At 63.9% G+C, this 20257-nt stretch carries 19 protein-coding genes; 6 read left to right on the top strand and 13 right to left on the bottom strand.

Annotated elements, in window-relative coordinates; all coding sequences use genetic code 11:
- Window positions 1-4 precede the first annotated feature (4 nt).
- The 7 genes from soxX to QUH67_RS26835 all read right to left on the bottom strand — a co-directional run bounded on the left by soxX (window position 5) and on the right by QUH67_RS26835 (window position 7347).
- A complete protein-coding gene (gene soxX, locus QUH67_RS26865) occupies window positions 5-463 on the bottom strand; it encodes a sulfur oxidation c-type cytochrome SoxX (RefSeq protein WP_300942406.1) in 459 nt (152 codons plus the stop codon).
- A complete protein-coding gene (locus QUH67_RS26860) occupies window positions 456-1727 on the bottom strand; it encodes an NAD(P)/FAD-dependent oxidoreductase (RefSeq protein WP_300942404.1) in 1272 nt (423 codons plus the stop codon). Before QUH67_RS26860 ends, soxX begins: the two co-directional genes overlap by 8 nt.
- 10 nt (window positions 1728-1737) lie before the next feature.
- Window positions 1738-2031: a c-type cytochrome gene (locus tag QUH67_RS26855; protein WP_300942403.1), complete on the bottom strand. Its 294-nt coding sequence runs from the start codon at window positions 2029-2031 to the stop codon at window positions 1738-1740.
- A gap of 59 nt (window positions 2032-2090) precedes the next feature.
- Window positions 2091-4277: a xanthine dehydrogenase family protein molybdopterin-binding subunit gene (locus QUH67_RS26850; protein WP_300942402.1), complete on the bottom strand. Its 2187-nt coding sequence runs from the start codon at window positions 4275-4277 to the stop codon at window positions 2091-2093.
- A 10-nt stretch (window positions 4278-4287) separates the two neighbouring features.
- Window positions 4288-4737: a (2Fe-2S)-binding protein gene (locus QUH67_RS26845; protein ID WP_300942401.1), complete on the bottom strand. Its 450-nt coding sequence runs from the start codon at window positions 4735-4737 to the stop codon at window positions 4288-4290.
- Window positions 4738-4919: 182 nt separating this feature from the next.
- Window positions 4920-5903: a TRAP transporter substrate-binding protein gene (locus QUH67_RS26840; protein WP_300942400.1), complete on the bottom strand. Its 984-nt coding sequence runs from the start codon at window positions 5901-5903 to the stop codon at window positions 4920-4922.
- Window positions 5904-5949: 46 nt separating this feature from the next.
- The gene (locus QUH67_RS26835) at window positions 5950-7347 is read right to left on the bottom strand and encodes an MFS transporter (RefSeq protein WP_300942399.1); all 1398 of its coding nucleotides are present in this window, start codon (window positions 7345-7347) and stop codon (window positions 5950-5952) included.
- A 253-nt stretch (window positions 7348-7600) separates the two neighbouring features.
- Here QUH67_RS26835 and QUH67_RS26830 point away from each other — a divergent pair, with 253 nt between their 5' ends.
- The 5 genes from QUH67_RS26830 to QUH67_RS26810 all read left to right on the top strand — a co-directional run bounded on the left by QUH67_RS26830 (window position 7601) and on the right by QUH67_RS26810 (window position 13896).
- On the top strand, window positions 7601-9364 hold the full coding sequence (locus tag QUH67_RS26830) for an ABC transporter permease (RefSeq protein ID WP_300942398.1): 1764 nt from the start codon (window positions 7601-7603) through the stop codon (window positions 9362-9364).
- A 23-nt stretch (window positions 9365-9387) separates the two neighbouring features.
- A complete protein-coding gene (locus QUH67_RS26825; protein ID WP_300942396.1) occupies window positions 9388-10425 on the top strand; it encodes an ABC transporter substrate-binding protein in 1038 nt (345 codons plus the stop codon).
- Window positions 10426-10453: 28 nt separating this feature from the next.
- A complete protein-coding gene (locus QUH67_RS26820) occupies window positions 10454-11557 on the top strand; it encodes an ABC transporter ATP-binding protein (protein WP_300942395.1) in 1104 nt (367 codons plus the stop codon).
- 90 nt (window positions 11558-11647) lie between these two features.
- Window positions 11648-12596 (top strand): IS630 family transposase gene (locus tag QUH67_RS26815; protein WP_300942394.1). Its coding sequence is split into 2 segments (ribosomal slippage): window positions 11648-11983 and window positions 11985-12596, totalling 948 coding nucleotides; the frame shifts between segments, so codons are not numbered across the junction.
- Between the two features lie 136 nt (window positions 12597-12732).
- Window positions 12733-13896: a GGDEF domain-containing protein gene (locus QUH67_RS26810; protein WP_300942393.1), complete on the top strand. Its 1164-nt coding sequence runs from the start codon at window positions 12733-12735 to the stop codon at window positions 13894-13896.
- A 1-nt stretch (window position 13897) separates the two neighbouring features.
- Here the strand turns inward: QUH67_RS26810 and QUH67_RS26805 are convergent, their stop codons facing one another.
- The 6 genes from QUH67_RS26805 to QUH67_RS26780 form a co-directional block, all read right to left on the bottom strand.
- A complete protein-coding gene (locus tag QUH67_RS26805; RefSeq protein ID WP_300942392.1) occupies window positions 13898-14686 on the bottom strand; it encodes an ABC transporter ATP-binding protein in 789 nt (262 codons plus the stop codon).
- The gene (locus tag QUH67_RS26800) at window positions 14674-15729 is read right to left on the bottom strand and encodes a dihydrodipicolinate synthase family protein (RefSeq protein ID WP_300942391.1); all 1056 of its coding nucleotides are present in this window, start codon (window positions 15727-15729) and stop codon (window positions 14674-14676) included. Before QUH67_RS26800 ends, QUH67_RS26805 begins: the two co-directional genes overlap by 13 nt.
- Window positions 15730-15740: 11 nt before the next feature.
- Window positions 15741-16565 carry a GNAT family N-acetyltransferase gene (locus QUH67_RS26795; protein ID WP_300942390.1) on the bottom strand — a complete coding sequence of 275 codons (825 nt, stop codon included), beginning with the start codon at window positions 16563-16565 and terminating at the stop codon, window positions 15741-15743.
- On the bottom strand, window positions 16552-17589 hold the full coding sequence (locus QUH67_RS26790) for an NAD-dependent epimerase/dehydratase family protein (RefSeq protein WP_300942389.1): 1038 nt from the start codon (window positions 17587-17589) through the stop codon (window positions 16552-16554). Before QUH67_RS26790 ends, QUH67_RS26795 begins: the two co-directional genes overlap by 14 nt.
- Before the next feature lie 15 nt (window positions 17590-17604).
- The gene (locus QUH67_RS26785; RefSeq protein ID WP_300948188.1) at window positions 17605-18372 is read right to left on the bottom strand and encodes an ABC transporter permease; all 768 of its coding nucleotides are present in this window, start codon (window positions 18370-18372) and stop codon (window positions 17605-17607) included.
- An 85-nt stretch (window positions 18373-18457) separates the two neighbouring features.
- Window positions 18458-19105: a TetR/AcrR family transcriptional regulator gene (locus QUH67_RS26780; RefSeq protein WP_320416099.1), complete on the bottom strand. Its 648-nt coding sequence runs from the start codon at window positions 19103-19105 to the stop codon at window positions 18458-18460.
- A gap of 97 nt (window positions 19106-19202) precedes the next feature.
- On the opposite strand from QUH67_RS26780, the gene QUH67_RS26775 reads away from it, so the two are divergent.
- Window positions 19203-20207 (top strand): ABC transporter substrate-binding protein, encoded by a 1005-nt coding sequence (locus tag QUH67_RS26775; protein WP_300942387.1) that lies wholly within the window; start codon window positions 19203-19205, stop codon window positions 20205-20207.
- Window positions 20208-20257: the final 50 nt, after the last annotated feature.

Raw genomic sequence — 20257 nt, 5'->3', positions numbered from 1 at the left:
CGTCCTATTCGCGCAGCGTCACAAGATACGCCACGATATCCTCGATCTGTTCCGCCGACAGGATCGGCTTGCCGCGCCATGGCGTCCCGACGCGGTCGAGGCCGTCGACGCGATAATAAGACGGCATGATGGTCGGGGGATTGAGACGGGACGCGTCCACCAGCCGCAGCCGGAGCTGGCCCTCGGACGAACGGCTGCCGGAACCGGAAAGGTCAGGCGCGAGGTCGCCCTGGAATTTCTGTTCGGGAAATGGGCCGCTGTGGCAGAGGATGCAAGTGCTGGAACGTTCGACGACGAGCGCGCGGCCGCGCGCCGCATCGCCGGCCATGCCCGTCAGCGACCGCGGAATGGCACCGTCGATGACGGCATAACTGCTCAGGTCTTCCGCGGTCGCGAAACCGGGCAGGGCGAACAGGGCCCCGGCAAGGACCGGGCCCCAGATGCGATGCGTGCGATTAGCCAAAGACTTCCGCCGTCACGGTCGAAAACCAGGATTGCGCATAGTCGGCCTCGCGCGCGCGGAACTCGCGTGACGCATCCGCCGGGCTGACCCCGCCGGCGCCCTCGACGTCGGCCAGCAGCCCGTTCTTCGGCTGGTAGACGCCGGCAACCGAAATCCCATAGTCGGGTGCTGCCAGACTGTAGCAGGTATTGATCAGTTTTGGTGCGGCGGGCGATCCGCCTGACAACAGCGTGGCAATCGCGCGTGCGCAGGTCTTGGCCTGTGAATTCGCCGAGAATGCCGATTTGGGCATGGCGCCGGCGAGGCAGGCGTCGCCGATGACATGGATGTTGGGCGCCGATTTGGATTCGAAGGTGACCGGATCGATCGCGCACCAGCCTGTGTTGTCGGTCGCGCCGGCGATCGTCGCGATGCGGCCGGCCCGCTGCGGCGGAATGACGTTGGCCACGTGAGCGGTGTGGTCGCCGAAATCGGTGATCAGCGTGTTGGTCGCAGGATTGACGGCGTTCACTTTGCCGCCCTGCGACAGCGATACCCATTCGATCATTCCCGGATAGAGCTCCTTCCAGGCGTTCTGGAACAGGCGTTGTTTGGAAAAGGTCTCCTTGGCGTCGAGGATGAGCAGCTTCGAGCGGGGCTTTTTGGTCTTCAGATAATGCGCAATCAGGCAGGCGCGCTCGTAAGGTCCCGGCGGGCAACGGAAGGGATTGGCAGGAACGGCGATCACCACCAGGCCGCCATCGTCCATGGCCTCCAATTGATTGCGCAGCAGCAGCGTCTGCTCGCCGGCTTTCCAGGCGTGCGGCATCTTCGCAGCTGCGGCTTCGTCGTAGCCCTGCAGCGCGTCGAAACGCAGATCGATTCCGGGAGACAGCACCAGCCGGTCGTAGGTTAGCGACGTGCCGTCGGCGAGGCCGACGGTCCGCGCCCTCGCGTCGATCGCCGTTGCTGCCTGCGCCACCACGGTCACGCCACCGGCTGCGATCTTGTCGTAGCCGAATTGTTGCGCCTCGATCGAACGAAGGCCGGCGATGACAGTGTTGCTGAACGGGCAGGCGGTGAAGGTCTTGTTCGGCTCGACCAGCGTGACTTGCAGTTTCGGTTCGATCGCTTTTAGCGTCCGTGCACAGCTCGCGCCGCCAAAGCCGCCGCCGATCACGACCACACGCGCGGCCGCCTGGGCGAAGGCTGGCAGCGGAAACGCCAGTGCCGTCATGGCTACGCCCGCGCCACAGAACTCCCGGCGGCTGATACGTCGGCTCATGCTGCGCTCCTCATTTTTGTGCCGCGAGCCACGTCGCAATTGCGCGCAGTTCGTCGTCGGAGAAGCCCTTGGCGATGCGGTTCATGACCGTGGCGGGAAGTGAGCCGTCGCGAAATCCGGTCATCGCGGTCATGACCTCATTAGCGCTGCGGCCGTACAGCCGCGGGATGGATGAGTCCGTTGCTCTCGCGGAATGGCAGCCGGAGCAGGATGCTGCGCCGGGCGGCGGCTCGGAAGCCGCAAGCACCGGCAGGCTGGACGCCATGACCGTCGCAACCGCGGTAACGGTACGCAGCGTTTTCATTTAGCTGACCTCGCGATAAGAGAGCGGCGGCCTCGAGGTGAGGCCGCCGTCCGTTGTTGTCAGGCGAACGTGATGTTCTGGTCCCGCAACGGGATCGAACGGATGCGTTTGCCGGTGGCGGCAAAGTAGGCGTTGAGCACCGCGGGTGCGGCAACCCCGATGGTCGGCTCGCCGACGCCGCCCCAGAAGCCGCCGCTCGGCACCATGACGCATTCCACCTTCGGCATCTCGGCGATGCGCATCGAGTTGTAGGTGTCGAAATTGGTCTGCTCGATCTTGCCGTCCTTCACCGTGCAGCCGCCGTAGAACAGAGCGGACAGACCATAGACGAAGGAGCCCGCGATCTGCCGCTCGACCTGCGCCGGATTGACGACATAACCCGGATCGGTCGAGGCGACGATGCGATGCACCTTGATCTTGTTGCCTTCGGTGACGGAGATTTCCGCGGCGCCCGCGACATAGCTGCCGTAGCCCATCACCTGCGCAATGCCGCGATAGATGCCTTGCGGCGGCGGCTTGCCCCAGCCGATCTTCTCGGCCACGGCATTGAGCACGGCAAGATGCTTCGGATGCTTGCTCATCAGCTTGCGGCGGAATTCCACCGGATCCTGGCCGACCGACTGCGCCAGTTCGTCCATGAAGCATTCCATATAGATCGCATTCTGGTTGACGTTGACGCCGCGCCAGAAGCCCGGCGGAACGTGGGGGTTGCGCATCGAATGCTCGACCAGCAGGTTCGGCACGGAATAGCCGATCGCGGCGTCGCCGGACGGACTCAATCCCTGAAACGCAGCCGGATCCATGCCGTTCACCAGCGCCGCCGGACGCACCGAGAACAGGATCGACTGGCCGGACAATCGCACGTGCAGCGCCGTGAGATTGTTGTCGGCATCGAAGGCGCCGGTCAATTTGCATTGCGTGACCGGATGAAACTTGCCTTGCGCCATGTCCTCTTCGCGCGACCACAGCAGCTTGACCGGCGTGCCCGGCATCTCCTTGGCGATGAGAACGGCCTGTCGGACATAATCCGTCATGCCGCGCCGGCCGAAGCCGCCGCCCAAAATCTGCTTGTGCACTTCGCATTTTTCGGCCGGCAGGCCTGACGCTTCCATGGTGGCGGCAAACGCCGCTTCGCCGTTCTGCGTGCCGCACCAGACCTCGCATTTGTCTGATGTATAGAGCGCCGTCGCGTTCATCGGCTCCATCGGGGCGTGGTTCTGGTAGGGATAATTGTAGACCGCTTCGACTTTCTTGGCGGCAGAGGCAATCGCGGCCTTGGCGTCCCCGTTCTGGTTGCCGACATAGGCCGGCTGGGCGTTGTCGAGACCTTCGGCCAGCCATTTGGCGATCGACTCGCTGGAGACCTTGGCGTTCTCGCCTTCATCCCAGACGATCGGCAGCGCATCGAGCGCGGTCTTGGCGTGCCACCAGGTGTCGGCGACGACGGCAACGCTGCTGTCGCTGACGCGCACGACCTTCTTGACGCCTTTCATCGCCATGACCTTGGCTGCGTCATAGCTCTTCAGCTTACCGCCGAACACCGGGCAATCCTTGATCGCGGCGTTGAGCATGCCGGGCAGCTTGACGTCGGCGCCGTAGATCATCGCTCCCGTCGTCTTGTCGACGGTGTCGAGCCGCTTGACGCCCTTGCCGATGATCTTCCAGTCCTTGGGATCCTTCAGCTTGACGTCCGCCGGCGGCTCGAGCTTCGCCGCGGCCTCCACCACCTTGCCGTAGGTCGTGGTCTTGCCCGATGGCGTGTGAGTGATGACGCTGTTGGCGGCGGTGCATTCCGAGGCCGGCACCTTCCATTCGTTGGCGGCCGCCTGGATCAGCATCACGCGCGCCGTGGCGCCGCCCTTGCGGACATACTCCTGGCTGGTGCGAATGCCGCGGCTGCCGCCGGTCGAGAAATCGCCCCAGGCGCGCTTGCGTGCGACACTTTGTCCGGGAGTCGGATACTCGGTGACGACCTTTGACCAGTCGCATTCGAGCTCTTCGGCGACGAGTTGGGCGAGGCCGGTGAGGGTGCCCTGACCCATTTCCGAGCGGGCGATACGAACAACGGTAGTGTTGTCGGGGCGGATCACCACCCAGACATTGACCTCGGGCGAGCCGTCGGCGGCGCGGACCACGGTCGGACCGCCAAAGGGAAGATCGAGGCCGATGGCCAGACCGGCGCCGGTCGCAGCGGTGCCGATCACGAAACCGCGGCGGGTGAGCTTGGGCATGACGTGCTTGTTCATGGCGTCTTCCTCAGGCGTTCGCTGCGGCGTGGATTGCCTCGCGGACCTGTTGGAAGGTCCCGCAACGACAGATATTGGTGATGGCCTCGTTGATGTCCTGGTCGGTCGGCTTCGGCTTCTCCTTGAGAAGGGCGGCGACCGCCATGATCATGCCGCTCTGGCAATAGCCGCATTGCGGCACGTCGTTGGCCACCCAGGCCTGCTGCACCTTGTGCAGGGCGCCATTGCTGGCGAGCCCCTCGATGGTGGTGATCTGTTTGCCGGCGGCTTCGCTGACCGTGACGCCGCAGGAGCGCATCGCGACCCCGTCGACATGCACGGTGCAGGCGCCGCATTGTGCGATGCCGCATCCATATTTGGTTCCGGTCAGTCCGACGTTCTCCCGGATTGCCCAAAGGAGCGGGGTGTCGTCTTCGACGTCCACGCTGATTGATTTGCCGTTGATCGTGAGATTTGCCATCGCGTATCCCCTGTTCGCTCAATCCACCGAGAGAGCTGCGGGCGGCAAGATGGCCTGCGATCTGGAATAGTTCAAATCAAGAAAATGCGTTAGCGCTCAGGATGAAAGCCGGCCCGCCGGTGTTGCATGGCATGTGCGCCGGCATGGCTGTCATGTCCGTCCAGCACCGACCGGCTGGCGCGCTATGGTTTGCCGGCTTTGAAGGCGTCAAGAATCTCGGCGCAGACGGGCCCCGAGCGGGTGCACCAGGCGCGCTGCGCCGCCGCCGCCCCCGTTCGCAGCGCTGCAACGATCGACGGCTCGGGATTTGAATCGATCGCGACGCCGTTCTGGCGCATACGCTGATAGTTCTCTTCCAGCCGGGTCGACAGCGCGCGCCACAATTCGCTCTCGGTGTGACGGCTGGCGGCATCGACCGCGGCGCGCGTGTCCGGACTCAAACCGTCATAGGCCGCCTGATTGACGCTCGCGATCGAAAGCGGCAGCGAATAGGTGATTTCGCTGAAACAGGGCAGATACTCCCAAAGCTTGCGGCCGGCGCCGCCGTCTCCCGACGACAACACCGCGTTGATGCTGCCGTCGACCAGTTTCGGCATCGTGTCCGCGAAACTGATCGATGCGGCCTTGGCGCCGACGCTCAGGAATACTTCGCTTGAGGTCTTGTCATAGGTGCGAATGGAGAGCGCGGCGAGGTCGGGCGGCGACGTCAGCGGTTTCTTCGACCAGATGCCTGAAGGCGGCCACGGCGTCAGATAAAGCAGCCGCAGGCCCTTCTTCTGCAGCGCCGTCGCCAGATGCGGCCGCGCGATCTCGGCAAGGCGTTTGGCGTCGGCGGTCGACGTTACCAGAAAGGGCAGCGAAGGCAGCGCAAAGATCGGGTCTTCGGCTTCCAGCGCGCCGGCAAAGGCATCGCCGGCGGGCACCCGGCCGTCGGCGATCGCGGCGAGCATGCCGGCCGATTTGATGCCGGCCTTGGCGTCAAAGCTCGGCCTGATCTCGAGTTTGCCTGCGCTGGATTCGGCGACGTGTTTTGTGAAGGCCGTCAGGCCAACGCCCGGCATCGCGTTTGGCGGATATTCTGTTGGCATGTCCCAGACGGTCTGGGCCTGAAGGGCGGCCGGAAACAGCAGGAGACACGCGCCGGCCAGCATACTGAGTAGTCGCAACTCGTCCTCCAAATCCATCGACCCGATCGCCGCCGGGCGATGACAGTCATGTATTGCGCGGAGTACCCACAGTCAGCCGAAGGAAGCTCATCACGCTGCCGAGCGCAGCAAAGCCGGCGCCGAGTGCCAATGCAAGCGTCGCGCCATCATGGCCGGCAAGGCCAAAGCACAAGGCGGCAAGCGCCGCGCCGAGCGTCTGTCCGGTCAGGCGGGCGGTCGCGACGATGCTGCTGGCGCTGCCACTGCGATGCGGCGGCGCGCTCGACATCAGTGCCCGCAAATTGGGCGTCTGGAAGAATCCGAAGCCGATCCCGCAAATCACCGTGCGCCAGACGATGTTGGCCGTGCCTGGGTCCGGCGGCAGCGTCGCCAGCAGCGCCATGCCGATGCCCAGCAGCACCAGGCCGATGCCGCCGAGGATGCCGACCGGATAACGGTCGGAGAGCCGGCCTCCGATCGGCGCCATGATCGCCACGACCAGCGGCCAGGGTGTCATGAAGAAGCCGGTCTCGACCTGCGACCGGTGCAGCACGTCCTCGAAGTAGAAGGGCAGCGACACGAACGCCAGTCCCTGCACCGCGAAGGAGCACACCGAGGTGGCCGCCGACAGTGCGAACATCGGCCGCCGGAACAGGTCGATCGGCAGCATCGGCGCCGGGTGGGCGGCGTCCCGGCGGGTCATGATCCAGCCGAGCAGCAAGGCCGCGCCAAGCTCCAGTCCGACCAGCGCCGGAGGGGCCTGATGGGCCGCACTGCCGATGCCGACAATAAAGAGACCGAGGCAGCTCGCGGTCAGCGCCGCGCTCGTGAAATCGAACGCGTGCTTCGCCCGCGGCGTTTTCGGCAAGGTCTTCAGGCCGATCCAGATCGCGATCACGCCAAAGGGAATATTGATGGCGAACAGCCACGGCCAGGTTCCGATCGAAAGGATCGCGGAGGCGATGGTCGGTCCCAAAGTGAAAGCCGTTCCGACCACCAGCGCGTTGTGGCCGAAGCCGCGTCCGAGCATATGGGTCGGATAGACGAAGCGAACCAGCGCCGCGTTGACGCTCATGATGCCGCTGGCGCCCAATCCCTGCAGTGCCCGGGCCGCCGTCAGGCTGGGCAGCGACCATGCGAAGGCGCAGCCGAGCGAGGCCAGCGTGAACAGCAGCAGGCCGCCGATATAGATCCGTTGATGGCCGACGATTTCGCCGAGCGCGCCGAGCGGCAGCAAGGTCGCGACCAGCGCGATCTGGTAGATGTTGACCACCCAGACCACGTCGGCCGGGCTGACATGAAGATCGGCGGCAATGGCGGGCAGCGCAATGTTGGCGATCGCCGTATCCAGCGAGGCCAGTGCCAGCGCGGTAAAGATCGCCGCAACCGCCCAGCGCCGGAGATCCGGGGGCAGGCCGTCGATGGGCGCGGGGGCGGGCGGCTCAGCGGTTGTATCCAGTGACATCCAATCAGGGCTCTCTACGCCAAGGGCGGTCGTGCCCATGGCGGCGTGTACTACGGACGCGCTGCAAGCCACAGACACAGCGCTGCATGATGCATATGCGAAGGAACAGCGGCACATCGGAGAAAACGTGCTCTCCGCGCCATATCCGCGCGCCGACTCTCGGATACCTTTCCGCGCGCGTCGCAATCGACTAGGCTTGCCGCGCATCGTGATCGCAATTCCATAAAAAGACGGTCACCGAGGGGGAAGCGCGTTGAACGGACAGACGAGCCGGCGCAGCGAAGTCGTGCGTAGCGTCAGTGAGGGGCAGCGTGCGTGGGGCGGCTTGTGGGTCACGTTCCTGCTGGCGATTCTCGGCTTTCTCGTCATCTATCCGATCCTGATGCTGCTGCTCGGTGCGCTCACCGACACCAATCCGGTGGTCGAAGGCATCTCGCTCAGCCACCTCTCGGTCAAGAACTTCGTGACCGTGCTGGCGAACCCGAATGTCGCCGAGGCGCTGGCAAATACCATGATCGCCTGCGGCGGCGGTACGCTGATTGCCGTGGTGATCGGGTTGCTGTTCTCCTGGATCGTCGTCCGCACCAATACGCCGTTCAAGGGGTTTATCGCGGCCGCCAGCATCCTGCCGCTGTTTGCGCCGCCGCTGGTTGCCGGCGTCGCATGGGCCATCCTGGGGTCGCCGAAGACCGGCCTGATCAACACCATGTTCAAATGGGTGGGGCTGGACTGGCGCGTCGATTTCTATTCGATGTGGGGCCTGGTGTTCGTGTTCGGCATCTACTACGCGCCCTATGTCTACATGTTCACCGCGTCGGCGCTGCGCAACATGGACCCGAGCCTGGAAGAGGCCGCCGAGATTTCCGGCGCCAGCGCGTTCGCGACCTTGTTCACGGTGACGTTCCCCCTGATCATGCCGGCGATCGTCTCGGGCATGCTGCTGTCGTTCATCGTGATGCTCGGCATTTACGGCATTCCGGCGGTTCTCGGCGCGCCGACCAACCTTGCGGTGCTGACCACCTACATCTTCAAGCTCACGAACTGGTCGCCGCCGCTCTACAACACCGCCGCTGCGGTCGCGATCATCCTGATGGTCGTCACCGGCCTTCTTGTATTCCTGCAGCAGAGGGTCTTGAGCGGCCGCAGCTACACCACCGTCGCCGGCAAGGCGTTTCGTCCGCGCAGTCTCGACCTCGGGCGCTGGCGCTGGTTCACCTTCGGCCTCGGCATCGTCTATTTGCTGATCGTCGTGGTGCTGCCGTCGCTGGCGCTGATCGTTGCGGCGTTCCGAAAGTTCATGTTCATCCGGGACGCCGCGAGCCTGTTCGACATGCGGCAGTACTCGCTGATGCATTTCTACAGCATTTTCGACAACCCGCTGACGTTGCGGTCGATCTACAATGCGGTGGAGGTCGGTGTGGTCACCGCGGTTGTCGGCGGCGCGCTGGCTTTTGCGATCGGCTACACCATTCACCGCACCCGAGTCACCGGCCGATTCTGGATCGACCTGATCTCGACGGTCCCGGTTGCCATCCCCGGCCTTGTCGTCGGCGTCGCCTACCTCTGGGCCTGGATCGGCATTCCCGGCGGCCTCTACGGCACGATCTGGATTTTGGCGCTGGCGTTCATCGCGCGATTTATGCCTGACACGGTCAAGTCGCTGTCGACCTCGTTCATGCAGATTCATCGCGAGCTCGAGGAAGCCGCCTGGGTGTGCGGCAAGGGCATGCTCGAGACGATCCGGACGATCGTGCTGCCGCTGGCGCGGCCGGGCGTGATCGCGTCGATGACGCTGCTGTTCGTGCTGGCGATCCGCGAACTCGGTTCGTCGCTGTTTCTCTACACCAGCAACACGATGGTGATGTCGGTGCTGCTGCTGGACTACTACGAGGGCGGCAATATCGGAAAAACCGCGGCCTTCAGCATCGTGCAAACCATTTTGCTCGGCGTTCTCATCGGCGGCGCCAACTGGCTGTCGCAGGGGTCGGCGCAGGGCAGCGTCGCCCGCACCGGATAATGAAGACAAAGGGAGGATACGCTGTGAACAGAAAAATCTTCGCGAGAACCGTCGCCATCGCCGGCGCCGCCGTTCTGGGCTTGATATCGGGCGCTTTTCCGGTGCAGGCGCAGGAGTTCGGTCCGCCCGAATTGATCGCCGCCGCGAAGGCCGAAGGCAAGCTGGTGTTCTACACGGCGAACTTCGCCGAGGTCGAGCAACTGGTCATCAAGCAGTTCAACAAGCGCTTTCCCGAGATCAAGGTCGAGATGGTGCGCGCGCCTGGCGGCCAGTTGATCACCCGGGTCAGGACCGAAGCTGCAGCCGGCAAGCTGATCGCCGACGTCGTAGATCATTCCGACCGGGGGTTGATGCTGCCGATGGAAGATATGTTCCAGGATTATACGCCGCCGAATGCGGCCGACTACAATCCCGACGCGCTGATCTCCAAGAAGCTGTGGCCGCGCGCCACCATCGCGTGGTCGATCGCCTACAACACCGAACTGGTGAAGGATCCCCCCAAAAGCTGGATGGATCTGACCAAGCCCGAATACAACAAGCTGACGGGGCAGGTGTTCGCGCAATCCGGCGGCACCACCTGGACCCGTATCATGTTCGAGCGCCAGGTGCTGGGCGAGGATTACTGGAAGAAGCAGGCTGCGACCCGCCCGGTGCTGTATCCGTCGGGCGCGCCGATGGCGGACTCGCTGGTTCGCGGGGAAGTGGCGATGGGTCCCTTGCTCTACAATGTGATCTATCAGAAGAAAAAGGACGGCGCGCCGGTGGGGATTTTCTTCCCGCCGGAGGGTGCGCCGGTCAATCCCTATGCCAGCGGCATTCCGAAAACCGCCGCCAATCCGAACGCAGCAAAATTGTTCCTGAACTGGTGTCTGTCGAAGGAAGGGCAGACCTTCATGATCAAGGAGCTCGGAAATCTCACTTCCTTGAAGGAGCCGCCGGCCTATCCGGAAGGCTTCGACCCCAAGGTCGTCAAGGTCTGGTACCCCAAGTTCGAAGACTATGTGAAGCTTCAGGCGACCTGGGTGGCGGAGTGGGACAAGACCTTCGGCTATCGGCAGTGAGCGATGCGCGTGTGAAGAAGGATCGCTCATGACGGCAACCCTCGAAGTCACCGACCTGCGCAAGCAGTTCGCGATCGGCCGGCCGGCGATCGACGGCGTCAGTTTCGCCGTGCCGGCCGGCGAGATCGTGGTTCTGCTCGGCCCCTCCGGCTGCGGCAAGACCACGACGCTGCGCTGCGTCGCGGGGCTGGAGCATCCGACCTCGGGCGAGATCAGCATCGCGGGCAGGGTGGTCTCGTCGCCCGAACGCGGGATTCTGGTGCCGCCGCGTGCGCGCGAGCTCGGGATGGTGTTTCAGTCCTATGCGGTGTGGCCGCACATGACGGTGCGGCAGAACGTGGTCTATCCGCTCAAGCACCGAAAGTTTTCGCGCAATGACGCCCGCCTTAAGGTCGACGAAGCGCTCAAGCTGGTCGGTCTCTCGGAATACGCCGAACGGCCGGTGGTCGCGTTGTCCGGCGGCCAGATGCAGCGCGTGGCGCTGGCGCGCAGCATCGTCTACCGGCCGCAATTGTTGCTGCTCGACGAGCCCCTGTCGAATCTCGATGCCAAGCTGCGCCTGCGGTTGCGCGACGATCTTCGTGTGATCTTCAAGCAGACCGGGATGACCGCGCTGTATGTCACCCATGACCAGGCGGAAGCCGTCGTGCTCGGCGACCGCATCGGCGTGATGCGCGACGGCAAGCTGCTGCAGATGGACACGCCTGACGCGATCTATAACCGGCCGGCGGATCTCTTCGTCGCCAATTTCACGGGTGCCACCAACGAGCTCGCGGGAACGCTGGTGTCGCGCAACGGCCAGTTCGGCACGGTCGATTTCGGCGAGGGGCGGCGGGGCGAGGTGGCGCTGTTCCACCGGCTGACGCCGGACGAAAAAGTGCGCGTGGCGCTGCGGCCGGAAAACATCACCATCGGGCGGCAGGACGGCGCGAACACGTTTCCCGCCAAGGTCCTCGACCGCCGCTACCAGGGCACGCAAACGGCCTACGGCATCGAGCTGTTCGGCACGCGGCTCGAGGTGATCGAACTCGGGACTGCCTCGCGCCATCAGGTTGGTGTCGAGGCGCCGGTCTCGTTGCCGCGCGAATACCTGTGGGCCTATCGCGACACCGGGCCGTCGGCTTACGAATAGAGCGGTTCATCGATTGATTGAATCGGGAGGGATTCCGTTGGGGGGCGGTTTGTGATTCAAGATGCTGGCTGGATCGGAGGCCAGCATCGAATGGTCCGACCTCTTTCGAACGATCTTCGTGAACGAGCCGTGAGGGCGGTGGAATCCGGCGAGAGTTGCCATGCTGTGGCGGCCCGGTTCGATGTTGCGGTGTCGTCCGTTGTGAAGTGGCGCCAACGCTATCGCGCGACAGGTTCGGTGGCTCCGGGCAAGATGGGCGGGCACCGCAAGCCGATTCTGGAGCCGCATCGGGCGTTCATCGCGGAGCGGATCAGCCAGACGCCACATCTGACGCTGCACGGTCTGAAGGACGAACTCGCCACACGAGGCGTGAAGGTCTCGCACCACGCGGTGTGGACGTTCCTGCGACGCGAGGGTCTGAGCTTCAAAAAAAACACTGTTCGCCCTTGAGCAGGGCCGCGCCGACGTCGCGCGGCGGCGGCAGCGCTGGCATAGCCTACAGGATCGCCTCGATCCAAGCCGGCTGGTGTTCATCGACGAGACCTGGATCAAGACCAACATGGCCCCGCTGCGCGGCTGGGGGCCCAAGGGTGAGCGGCTGCGCGGCTTTGCGCCGCACGGCCACTGGCGAACGCTGACCTTCCTGGGCGCGCTCCGCTGTGACCGACTCACTGCGCCTTGCGTGTTCGATGGGCCGATCAACGGCGAGAGCTTCCGCGCCTATGTCGAACAGCAACTCGTTCGCGTGCTGCGGCCGGGCGACATCGTCGTGATAGACAATCTCGGTAGCCACAAGTCGCCGTCCGTCCGTCAGATGATCCAGAAAGCCGGTGCCAGGCTGTGGTACCTGCCGCCGTACTCACCCGACCTCAACCCGATCGAGCAGGTCTTTGCCAAGATCAAGCACTGGATGCGCATCGCACAGAAACGCACGATCGACGACGCCTGCGACCACATCGGCCACCTCGTCAGAAGCGTCATGTCCGACGAATGCAGCAACTATTTCGTCAATGCCGGATACGCTTCCATAAAAACATGAAACGCTCTAGCGGCGTCCCCCGAGACGCGGTTGATGGCACCTTGGCTGCCTTGGAATCGATGCAATTTTAGCAATTCGGACCCCGATGCCTTTACGCGTCGCCGGTATTGTGTTGCCGGCGTATCGGGGGAAAACCATGCCGTTCGGGAGATTCAAGTCTGGCGCTGCGTCGATCTCCGATGCCGTCTATCTGGAAGTTATCGGCAATCTTTACGGGACCACCGTCCCGATCCTGGTTGCCGGCGGTTGCCAGGGAATCGTCGGCGCGATCTCGGTCAGCGAGACCGGCGACCGCCTCTCTGCGGCGCTGACGGTCGCCGGCGTTGTCGTCGCTGCCATAAGGCTGTTCGGCGTGCTCGCGTTCCGTAACGAAACGCGCCGGAGGCCGCTGCGCGATCGGGCCGAAGCCGTCGTCTGGGAGTGGCGCTATGCGGCGGGCAGTTTCACCACGGCGCTGATCATCGGGCTGTTTGCTGCACGTAGTTTGTTCGTCGGAGACGCGATCTGCCTCGTGATGGCGATCGGCATTGCCTTCGGCTTCAGCGCGGGGATCGTGGCGCGGCTGTCGTTGCGGCCGGTGGTGGCATTGCTGGGTTTCGCGGCCGTAGGCCTGCCTCTGGTCGCTGCAACCTTCATGAAGGCGTCGGATGCCCCGCATATTGCGTTGGGTTTCATGATCCTGGTCTATGTCGCCGCCGGCCTCGAGATGGTTCGTTTGTCGTACGAAAACACGCTGAACCAGATGTCGATGAAGCGGAAGTTCGAACAGCTCGCGCGTATCGACCCCATGACCGGCCTGCTCAATCGATCCGTGCTCGGCACGGACCTCGCGGAGATCGTCGCTGGAAACGGCAGCGCTCTGGCCGCGGTCCATGCCGTCGACCTCGATCATTTCAAGACCGCCAATGACCGCTTTGGTCATCCGGTCGGGGACGCCTTGCTGCGGCAGGTGGCGGCAAGGTTGTCGTCGATTGCCGGCAGCTCCGACCTCGTCGTCCGCATGGGCGGCGACGAATTCATCGTGATTCAGAGGGCGCCGCAGTGCCGCGGCGATGCCGAACTCATGGCGCAGCGGATCTTCGAGACAATCAGCGCACCCTATCGGGTCGGCGATCATGAGATCGTTATCGGGGCCAGCATCGGCGTTGCTTTGTCGCCGGACCACGGCAGGACCGTCGAGGCGCTGCTCACCCGATCCGATGCGGCGCTGTATCGTGCGAAGGAGCGGCGCGGCGGCTACGTCTTTGCGGCCGACCCGGGCGTCGCGGATGACGATCGCAGCCGCCAGCGCGCCGCGTGACTCAATTCGCCGATCCTATTCCTAGCTTGGCATAGATCCTTCGCGCATAGGCGCCGAATTCTTCGGTCGTCTTGATCGGCAAGTCCCGCGGGAACGGCAGTTCGATCGGAAAATACTCGGCCATGCGTGCCGGGCCGGCGGTGAGCACCGCGCAATGCGAGGCGAGGAACACCGCTTCCTGGATCGAGTGCGTCACGAACAGGATGGTCTTGCCGCTTTCGCGCCAGATCCGCAGCATTTCGAGGTTCATCTGTTCGCGGGTCAGCGCGTCGAGCGCGCCGAACGGTTCGTCCATCAGGATCAGCCTTGGATCGTGGATGAAGGCGCGGGCGATGGCGGTCCGCTGCTGCATGCCGCCGGACAATTGCTGCGGATATTTGTCTTCGTAACCGGCAAGGCCGACCAGGTTGAGCAGATCGCGGGCGCGGCTCCGCGCGGCCTTCATCGGCAGGCCGACAATCTCGGCCGGCAGCAGCACGTTGTCCAAAATGGTCCGCCATTTCAGCAAAAGCGCCTGCTGGAACACCATGCCGATATCGCGGGCCGGGTCGAACGGGGTTTTTGAGTTACCGATCTTGATGGTGCCGCCATCGGCATCGTGCAGCCCTGCCAGGATCTTCAGCACCGTAGTCTTGCCGCAGCCGGACGGGCCCACGAGCGAAACCAGCTCGCCTTCCCTGACGTCCATGGTGACATCGGAGACGGCGAGGAATTCCGCGCCTTTGGATCGATAGACCTTGCGGACGTTCTGAAGGCTGATGAAGGGCTCTTCGGCGCTCATGCCAGCCATTTCTGCAGGTTGTCTTTCACAAAGGCGTCGTCGGAAAGATCGGCGTGCTCGCGGCAGACGCGGTCGATCTGTTGCATCTGTCCGGGGCTGAGCCCCTCGGCGGGATCGAGACACCACAACCCCTGCATCAATCCCTGCCGCCGCAGGATTTCATGGCAGCCGGCGATGCAGCCGTGAAAATTGTTGGCGACGTCGAAGAATGCGCTGTTGCAGTCGGTGACGCGGGCATCGAGCGCCAGCAGGTCCGCGTGCAGGGTGTCCTTGCCGCGCGCGGCTTTGCACCTCTCGAACTGCTTGATCGCGCTCGCGGTCCACACCGACCAGTGCCCAAGGAGACCGCCCTTGAAATACGCGCGGGTGGTGACGCCCTTGTCGCGCAGATCGAACGGCAGCATCAGGTCGAGCAGGATGTGATCGTCGTTGCCGGTATAGAGCGCGACGCGGCCGAGCGCGTTGGCCGCCGCCACGCCGCGCAGCACGTCCAGCGTCCGGTAGCGGTTGAACGGCGCGATCTTGATGGCGATGACGTTGTCGATGGAAGCGAAGCGGCGCCAGAAATCGGCGCTGAGGACGACGCCGCCGACCGCCGGCTGCAGGTAGAAGCCAACCAGCGGGATCTCGCGCGCCACCGCCTCGCAATGCGCGATGATCTCGTCCTCGGATGCCGACTTCATCGCGGCAAGACTCAGCAGGCCGGCGTGATATCCGATGCCGCGTGCGGTTTGCGCTTCGGCTGTAGCTTGCGGTGTCGGACCGGCGAGTCCCGCGACCATCGCGACCGGCCGCGTGGTCCATGAAGCCGCGGTCTCCGCCGCCAGCTCCAGCACCGGCCGGTACAGTCCGACGTCGCGGATCGCGAATTGTGTGGTGTGGACGCCGACGGCCAGCCCGCCGGCGCCTGCGTCGAGATAATAGCGAGTCAGCGCCCGCTGATGCCTGACATCAAGCGCACGGTTGGCGTCGAGCGCCAGCGGATGCGCGGGGAGTACCGTGCCGTCGGCGATCAACTTCCGAACGTCGGCCTTGATTTTGCTATGATGCATGACGGTACGTCCTATCCAAATTCCGGGCCGGCGACGGCGAACGGCGGTTGCACGGGGGAAATGGCTGCCGGGCCAAAGCGCATGCGTTGAAACGGCCGCTCGATAGTCCAGCCCAATGCGACGAGGCCGCTTAGGAACTCTTCCTGAGAATAGACGGCATCGATCAGCCACGGCCCCGTCTCGGAGCGGACGATGGCATCGACCAGCGCGAGCGCCTGATCGGCGCGATCGGCCAGCAGTGGGCCGATATGACGCGCGGTGCGTCCATCGCGGATGAGCGCCATGGCTCGATCGCCAGACACGATGCGCGAGCCCGAGCGCGCGGAAAATTCCGCCAACAACGTGCTGCGGTCAAACCCCATGGCGCCGGCATCGCGTGCCGCCAAAGCGTCGAGGTTGCCGTCTGATAATGAGGGTATTGTACCGGTGTCTTGCGGCTTCGTCAGCCGCAGCCGTCGCAATTGCAGCGTCGGCTCGAAGCCGAGCGGCCCGTACACGGCGGCACCGTCCGGTGTTGCGTCCAGCCAGGTCGTGAGACCCCGCCTTGCCGCCGCGTTCAGGCAGGCATCGACCAGCTTGGTTGCGATGCCGCGGCGGCGGAAGTCCGCGGTCACCAGCACCATGCTGATCCAGGCATTGCCCGCGGAGTAGGGCAGCAGCGCGGCAGTCGCGACCAGCCGCGCGCCGTTGCGCATGCCGAACACAGCGCCCCGGCTCAGGAAGAAGCGCCAGTCGGCCTCGTTCTGGTTCCAGCCCGCTTCGGTCGACAACATCATTACGGCCTGCGCGTCGTCGACGTCGAGTCCGACGATGCCGACCGGCTCAGTAGCGGCCATCGCGCACCTCGTATTTGGTGGGCTTGCCAAGGCTCGGCATCGACCGCGACACCCAGTCGGCGGTCCAGCTGATGAGCTGCTCGGTATCGACGATCGGCAGGCCGAACAGCTTTACCGCCTGCGAGGTATCGGTGAGCCATGCCGTCGGCTCTTCCGTGCCGACGATCTCGGGCGCCCGGCCGAACCGCTGGCCGAATCTTGCGGCGAGATCGCGCACGGCGAGAATCTTGTGGCCGCTGACATTGATCGGCGAGGTTGGCGTCTCGCAATGCGCCAGGCAGCGCAGCGCCTGCGCGGATGCGTCGCCCTGCCAGATGAAATTGACATGGCCGAGGCTGACGTCGATCGGCTTGCCCTGCAGCACCTTGCTGGCGATGTCGTGCAGCACGCCGTAGCGCATGTCGATCGCGTAGTTGAGCCGGAACAGCCGTCCGGGCGTCGCATGCTTTCTCGAAAAATACTCGAACATGCGCTCGCGCCCGACGCAGGATTGCGCGTATTCGCCAGGTGGGTTGGGCGCCATGTCCTCTTTCGCGCCTTTGCCATCCACCGGCACGAACGGATAGACACAGCCGGTCGAGAACGCGACGATCCGCGACGTGGCAAAAGCCTGCGCGACCAGCGCGGGGACGTGCGAATTCATGGCCCAGGTCAGCGACAGGTCGCCCTCGGCACCGAACTTGCGCCCGGCCATGAACACGACGTTCGGCGCCTTCGGCAGCGCTTTGATGGCGTCCTCGTCGAGCAAGTCGCAATGGATGGTCTCGATGCCGCGCGCCTGCAGCCAGTCCTCGACGGCGGGATCCGAGAAGCGGGCGACGCCGATGACGCGGCGTTCCGGCGCGGCGGCCTTGGCGAGACCCGCCAGCGTCGGCCCCATCTTGCCGGCGACGCCCAGGACCATGATGTCGCCGTCGACCTTGCGGAGATCGTCAATCAGCGCCTGGCTCGGGCGGCACAGCAGGTCGTCGAGCGCTGCGATGTCCGAAATCGTCTGGGGCAGGTTGTCGCGCGTCAGCAGCATGTTTTTCCTGTCTTCTTATTGCAACCGGATGTCGCGAACGACGAACATCCGTTCGAGGCCGAGCACGAGCCCATACAGTGCCACGCCGAGCAGTGTCAGCAGCACCACCGCCATCACCATTGCCGGCGTGTCGAGCGAGGACTGCACCTGGATCATGAGGTAGCCGAGCCCGCGCTCGGAGGCGATGAACTCGCCGACGATGGCGCCGGCCACCGCCAGGATCGCGCCGACCTTCATGCCGGAAAATACGTAAGGCAGCGCGCCGGGAAGCTGGATTTTCCGGAATAGCGTCCAGCGCGAGCCGCGCAGCGATTTCACAAGGTCGAGCAGATCCGGTTCGACCTCGCTTAAGCCCCGTGCCGTGGTCAGCAGGATCGGGAAGAAGCAGATCGAAAACGCGATCAGGATGTTCGGGAAGATGCCGTAGGAGAACCAGACGATGAACAGCGGCCCGAGCGCGACCTTCGGAATCATGTTAAGCGTCACGAACAGCGGCAGCAGCAACAGGCTGATCAGCGGCGACCAGGTGAACAACACGGCCAGCATGACACCGACCAGCGCGCCAAGGCAGAACCCGCCGAGGATTTCGACCGCCGTCACGGCGAGGTTGTACAGCCACGCATAGTTGGGCGAGGCCAGCGTCTTGATGGTGGCAAGCGGCGAGGGCAGGATGAATTTCGGCACCTGGAAGGCATCGACGAGCACCTGCCAGAGCACGATCACGGCCAGATGCACGATCAGGATGATCGCGAAAGACCGTACCGATCCACCGTCGCCGCTCAACACCGTGCGCTCCCTTGGCTAAGCCCCCCCGGCTGCGTGGCGACAATCTATCGCGGCCTTCCTCACTAATCAACCATCTGGTTGATTAAGGCCGCAGCGAATGCATCACCAGATCGACGACGTGCCTGCGGCGGGCCTGCCGGGCGGCCCGGCTCGACAGGTCCTTTCCGAAGATCGCGGACAGGGTGGGCGTATTCGAAAAGTAGAAGTAGCTGAGGCCTGCAATCGAAATATAGAGGTGTACCGGGTTGATACCTTTACGGAATATGCCTGCCTTGACGCCCTGGCCGAGGATGGTGGAAACCAGACTGACCAGCGGCGAATGCATCGCCTCCAGCTTGCGGGAGCCGCGCACATGGCGGGCGCCGCCGCGATTTTCGTCGTTCAGCAGCACGATGAAGTCGGGATGCGCGGCGAGATGGTCGAAGGAACTCTCGATCAGCTTCTTGATCGCCTTCTCGGGCGGCAGCCCCTCGAGATTGAGCTTGCGCTCCTGGGCGCGGATTTCCTCGTAAACCCATTCCAGTACCGCCAGATACAGCGCGTCCTTGTCGCCGAAATAATGATAGACGAGCTGCTTGTTGACGCCCGCACGCGCCGCGATCTCGTCGACCCGCGCTCCGGCAAGGCCGCTGCTGGCGAATTCGCGCCGCGCCGCCGTCATCAACTTCTTGCGGGTTGCGACGGGATCTCGCCGCTGAGGCCTTTTGCCGTCAGATCGTTTTTTAGGCATTTCCAACCAAATAGTTGACAACTCGTCTAGTCCCGAGTTGCATTGGTAGCGTCACCGGCGCGCGGCGACAAGCTCGGCTGCAAACGAGGAGGTTACCATGAGTGGGTTGCGAATTGCGGGACTGGCGTTGGCGCTGGCCCTACCGGTGGCACCCTGCGGGGCTGCCGAGGCTGTCAACCTGATCCTCAACTGGACGCCGACGGCGGACCATTCACCTTTCTATTATGCCAAGGCGCAGGGCTGGTACGAAAAAGCCGGCATCGACCTGACCATCGAGGTCGGCAAGGGTTCCGGTGTTTCGTCGCTGAAGGTCGGATCCGGCGGGTCGCCGTTCGGTATCGCCGATCTCGCGACCATGCTGGTGGCCAAGAGCAAGGGTGCGGACGCGGTGGCGCTGATGAGCATCTACGCCAATACCGGCCAGACGTTTTATTGGCTTAAGAGCTACGGCGTGAACGGGCCAAAAGATTTTCCAAATCACAAGATCGGGAACCCGCCCGGCGATGCTTCGCGGGTGATGTGGCCGGCCTTCGCCAAGGCCGCGGGCATCGCGCCCGACGCCGTAAGTTTTGTTAATGTCGGACCGACCGCCAAGATCGCGGCCCTGAAGAGCCACACCGTCGATATCATCAGCGATTTTTATAACGAGCACGATCTCAAGGTGATCGAGTTCGGCTCCGACCTCGGCTTCGTCAACTGGAAGGATATCGGGCTCAACCCGTACGGCAACTCGCTGATCGTCAACGGCGCGTATCTGGAGAAGAACCCGAAGCTGGTCGAGGCGTTCGTCAAGATCACCCAGAAAGCCTATGCCGCCTGCGTCGCCGACGTCGCGCCCTGCCTCAAGGCACTGCTCGACCAGGCCTCCGGTCTCGACAAGGAGAACCAGCAGCGCCAGTGGGAACGCATCAAGTTCCTGATGACCGACGAATTCACCACCACCAAGGCGCTGGGCTGGATCGACGCCGAACGGATGAAGAAGGACTACGAACTGGTGCAGACCTATCTCGGCATGGAAAAGCCGTTCGACGTCAACACGGCGTTTTCGGTCAAGATGCTGGATACGGACGTCAAGATGGACGCCAGCAAGGTGAAGAAGTAACGGAGTCTCGCTTCTCGTCATGCCCGGGCTTGACCCGCCTGCGGGGCCGC

It is taken from the genome of Bradyrhizobium roseum (assembly GCF_030413175.1).
GTDB lineage: Bacteria > Pseudomonadota > Alphaproteobacteria > Rhizobiales > Xanthobacteraceae > Bradyrhizobium > Bradyrhizobium roseum.
This window is presented reverse-complemented; position numbering and strand designations above follow the sequence as displayed.

What these genes read in the sequence shown, in the direction of transcription:
- QUH67_RS26855 (WP_300942403.1), bottom strand. Translation starts at nt 2,031, where the DNA reads ATGAAAACGCTGCGTACCGTTACCGCGGTTGCGACGGTCATGGCGTCC.
- QUH67_RS26790 (WP_300942389.1), bottom strand. Translation starts at nt 17,589, where the DNA reads ATGCTGCTGACGCGCGACAACCTGCCCCAGACGATTTCGGACATCGCA.
- QUH67_RS26850 (WP_300942402.1), bottom strand. Translation starts at nt 4,277, where the DNA reads ATGAACAAGCACGTCATGCCCAAGCTCACCCGCCGCGGTTTCGTGATC.
- QUH67_RS26805 (WP_300942392.1), bottom strand. Translation starts at nt 14,686, where the DNA reads ATGGCTGGCATGAGCGCCGAAGAGCCCTTCATCAGCCTTCAGAACGTC.
- QUH67_RS26775 (WP_300942387.1), top strand. Translation starts at nt 19,203, where the DNA reads ATGAGTGGGTTGCGAATTGCGGGACTGGCGTTGGCGCTGGCCCTACCG.
- QUH67_RS26810 (WP_300942393.1), top strand. Translation starts at nt 12,733, where the DNA reads ATGCCGTTCGGGAGATTCAAGTCTGGCGCTGCGTCGATCTCCGATGCC.
- QUH67_RS26780 (WP_320416099.1), bottom strand. Translation starts at nt 19,105, where the DNA reads ATGCCTAAAAAACGATCTGACGGCAAAAGGCCTCAGCGGCGAGATCCC.
- QUH67_RS26795 (WP_300942390.1), bottom strand. Translation starts at nt 16,565, where the DNA reads ATGGCCGCTACTGAGCCGGTCGGCATCGTCGGACTCGACGTCGACGAC.
- QUH67_RS26800 (WP_300942391.1), bottom strand. Translation starts at nt 15,729, where the DNA reads ATGCATCATAGCAAAATCAAGGCCGACGTTCGGAAGTTGATCGCCGAC.
- QUH67_RS26835 (WP_300942399.1), bottom strand. Translation starts at nt 7,347, where the DNA reads ATGTCACTGGATACAACCGCTGAGCCGCCCGCCCCCGCGCCCATCGAC.
- QUH67_RS26820 (WP_300942395.1), top strand. Translation starts at nt 10,454, where the DNA reads ATGACGGCAACCCTCGAAGTCACCGACCTGCGCAAGCAGTTCGCGATC.
- QUH67_RS26845 (WP_300942401.1), bottom strand. Translation starts at nt 4,737, where the DNA reads ATGGCAAATCTCACGATCAACGGCAAATCAATCAGCGTGGACGTCGAA.
- QUH67_RS26860 (WP_300942404.1), bottom strand. Translation starts at nt 1,727, where the DNA reads ATGAGCCGACGTATCAGCCGCCGGGAGTTCTGTGGCGCGGGCGTAGCC.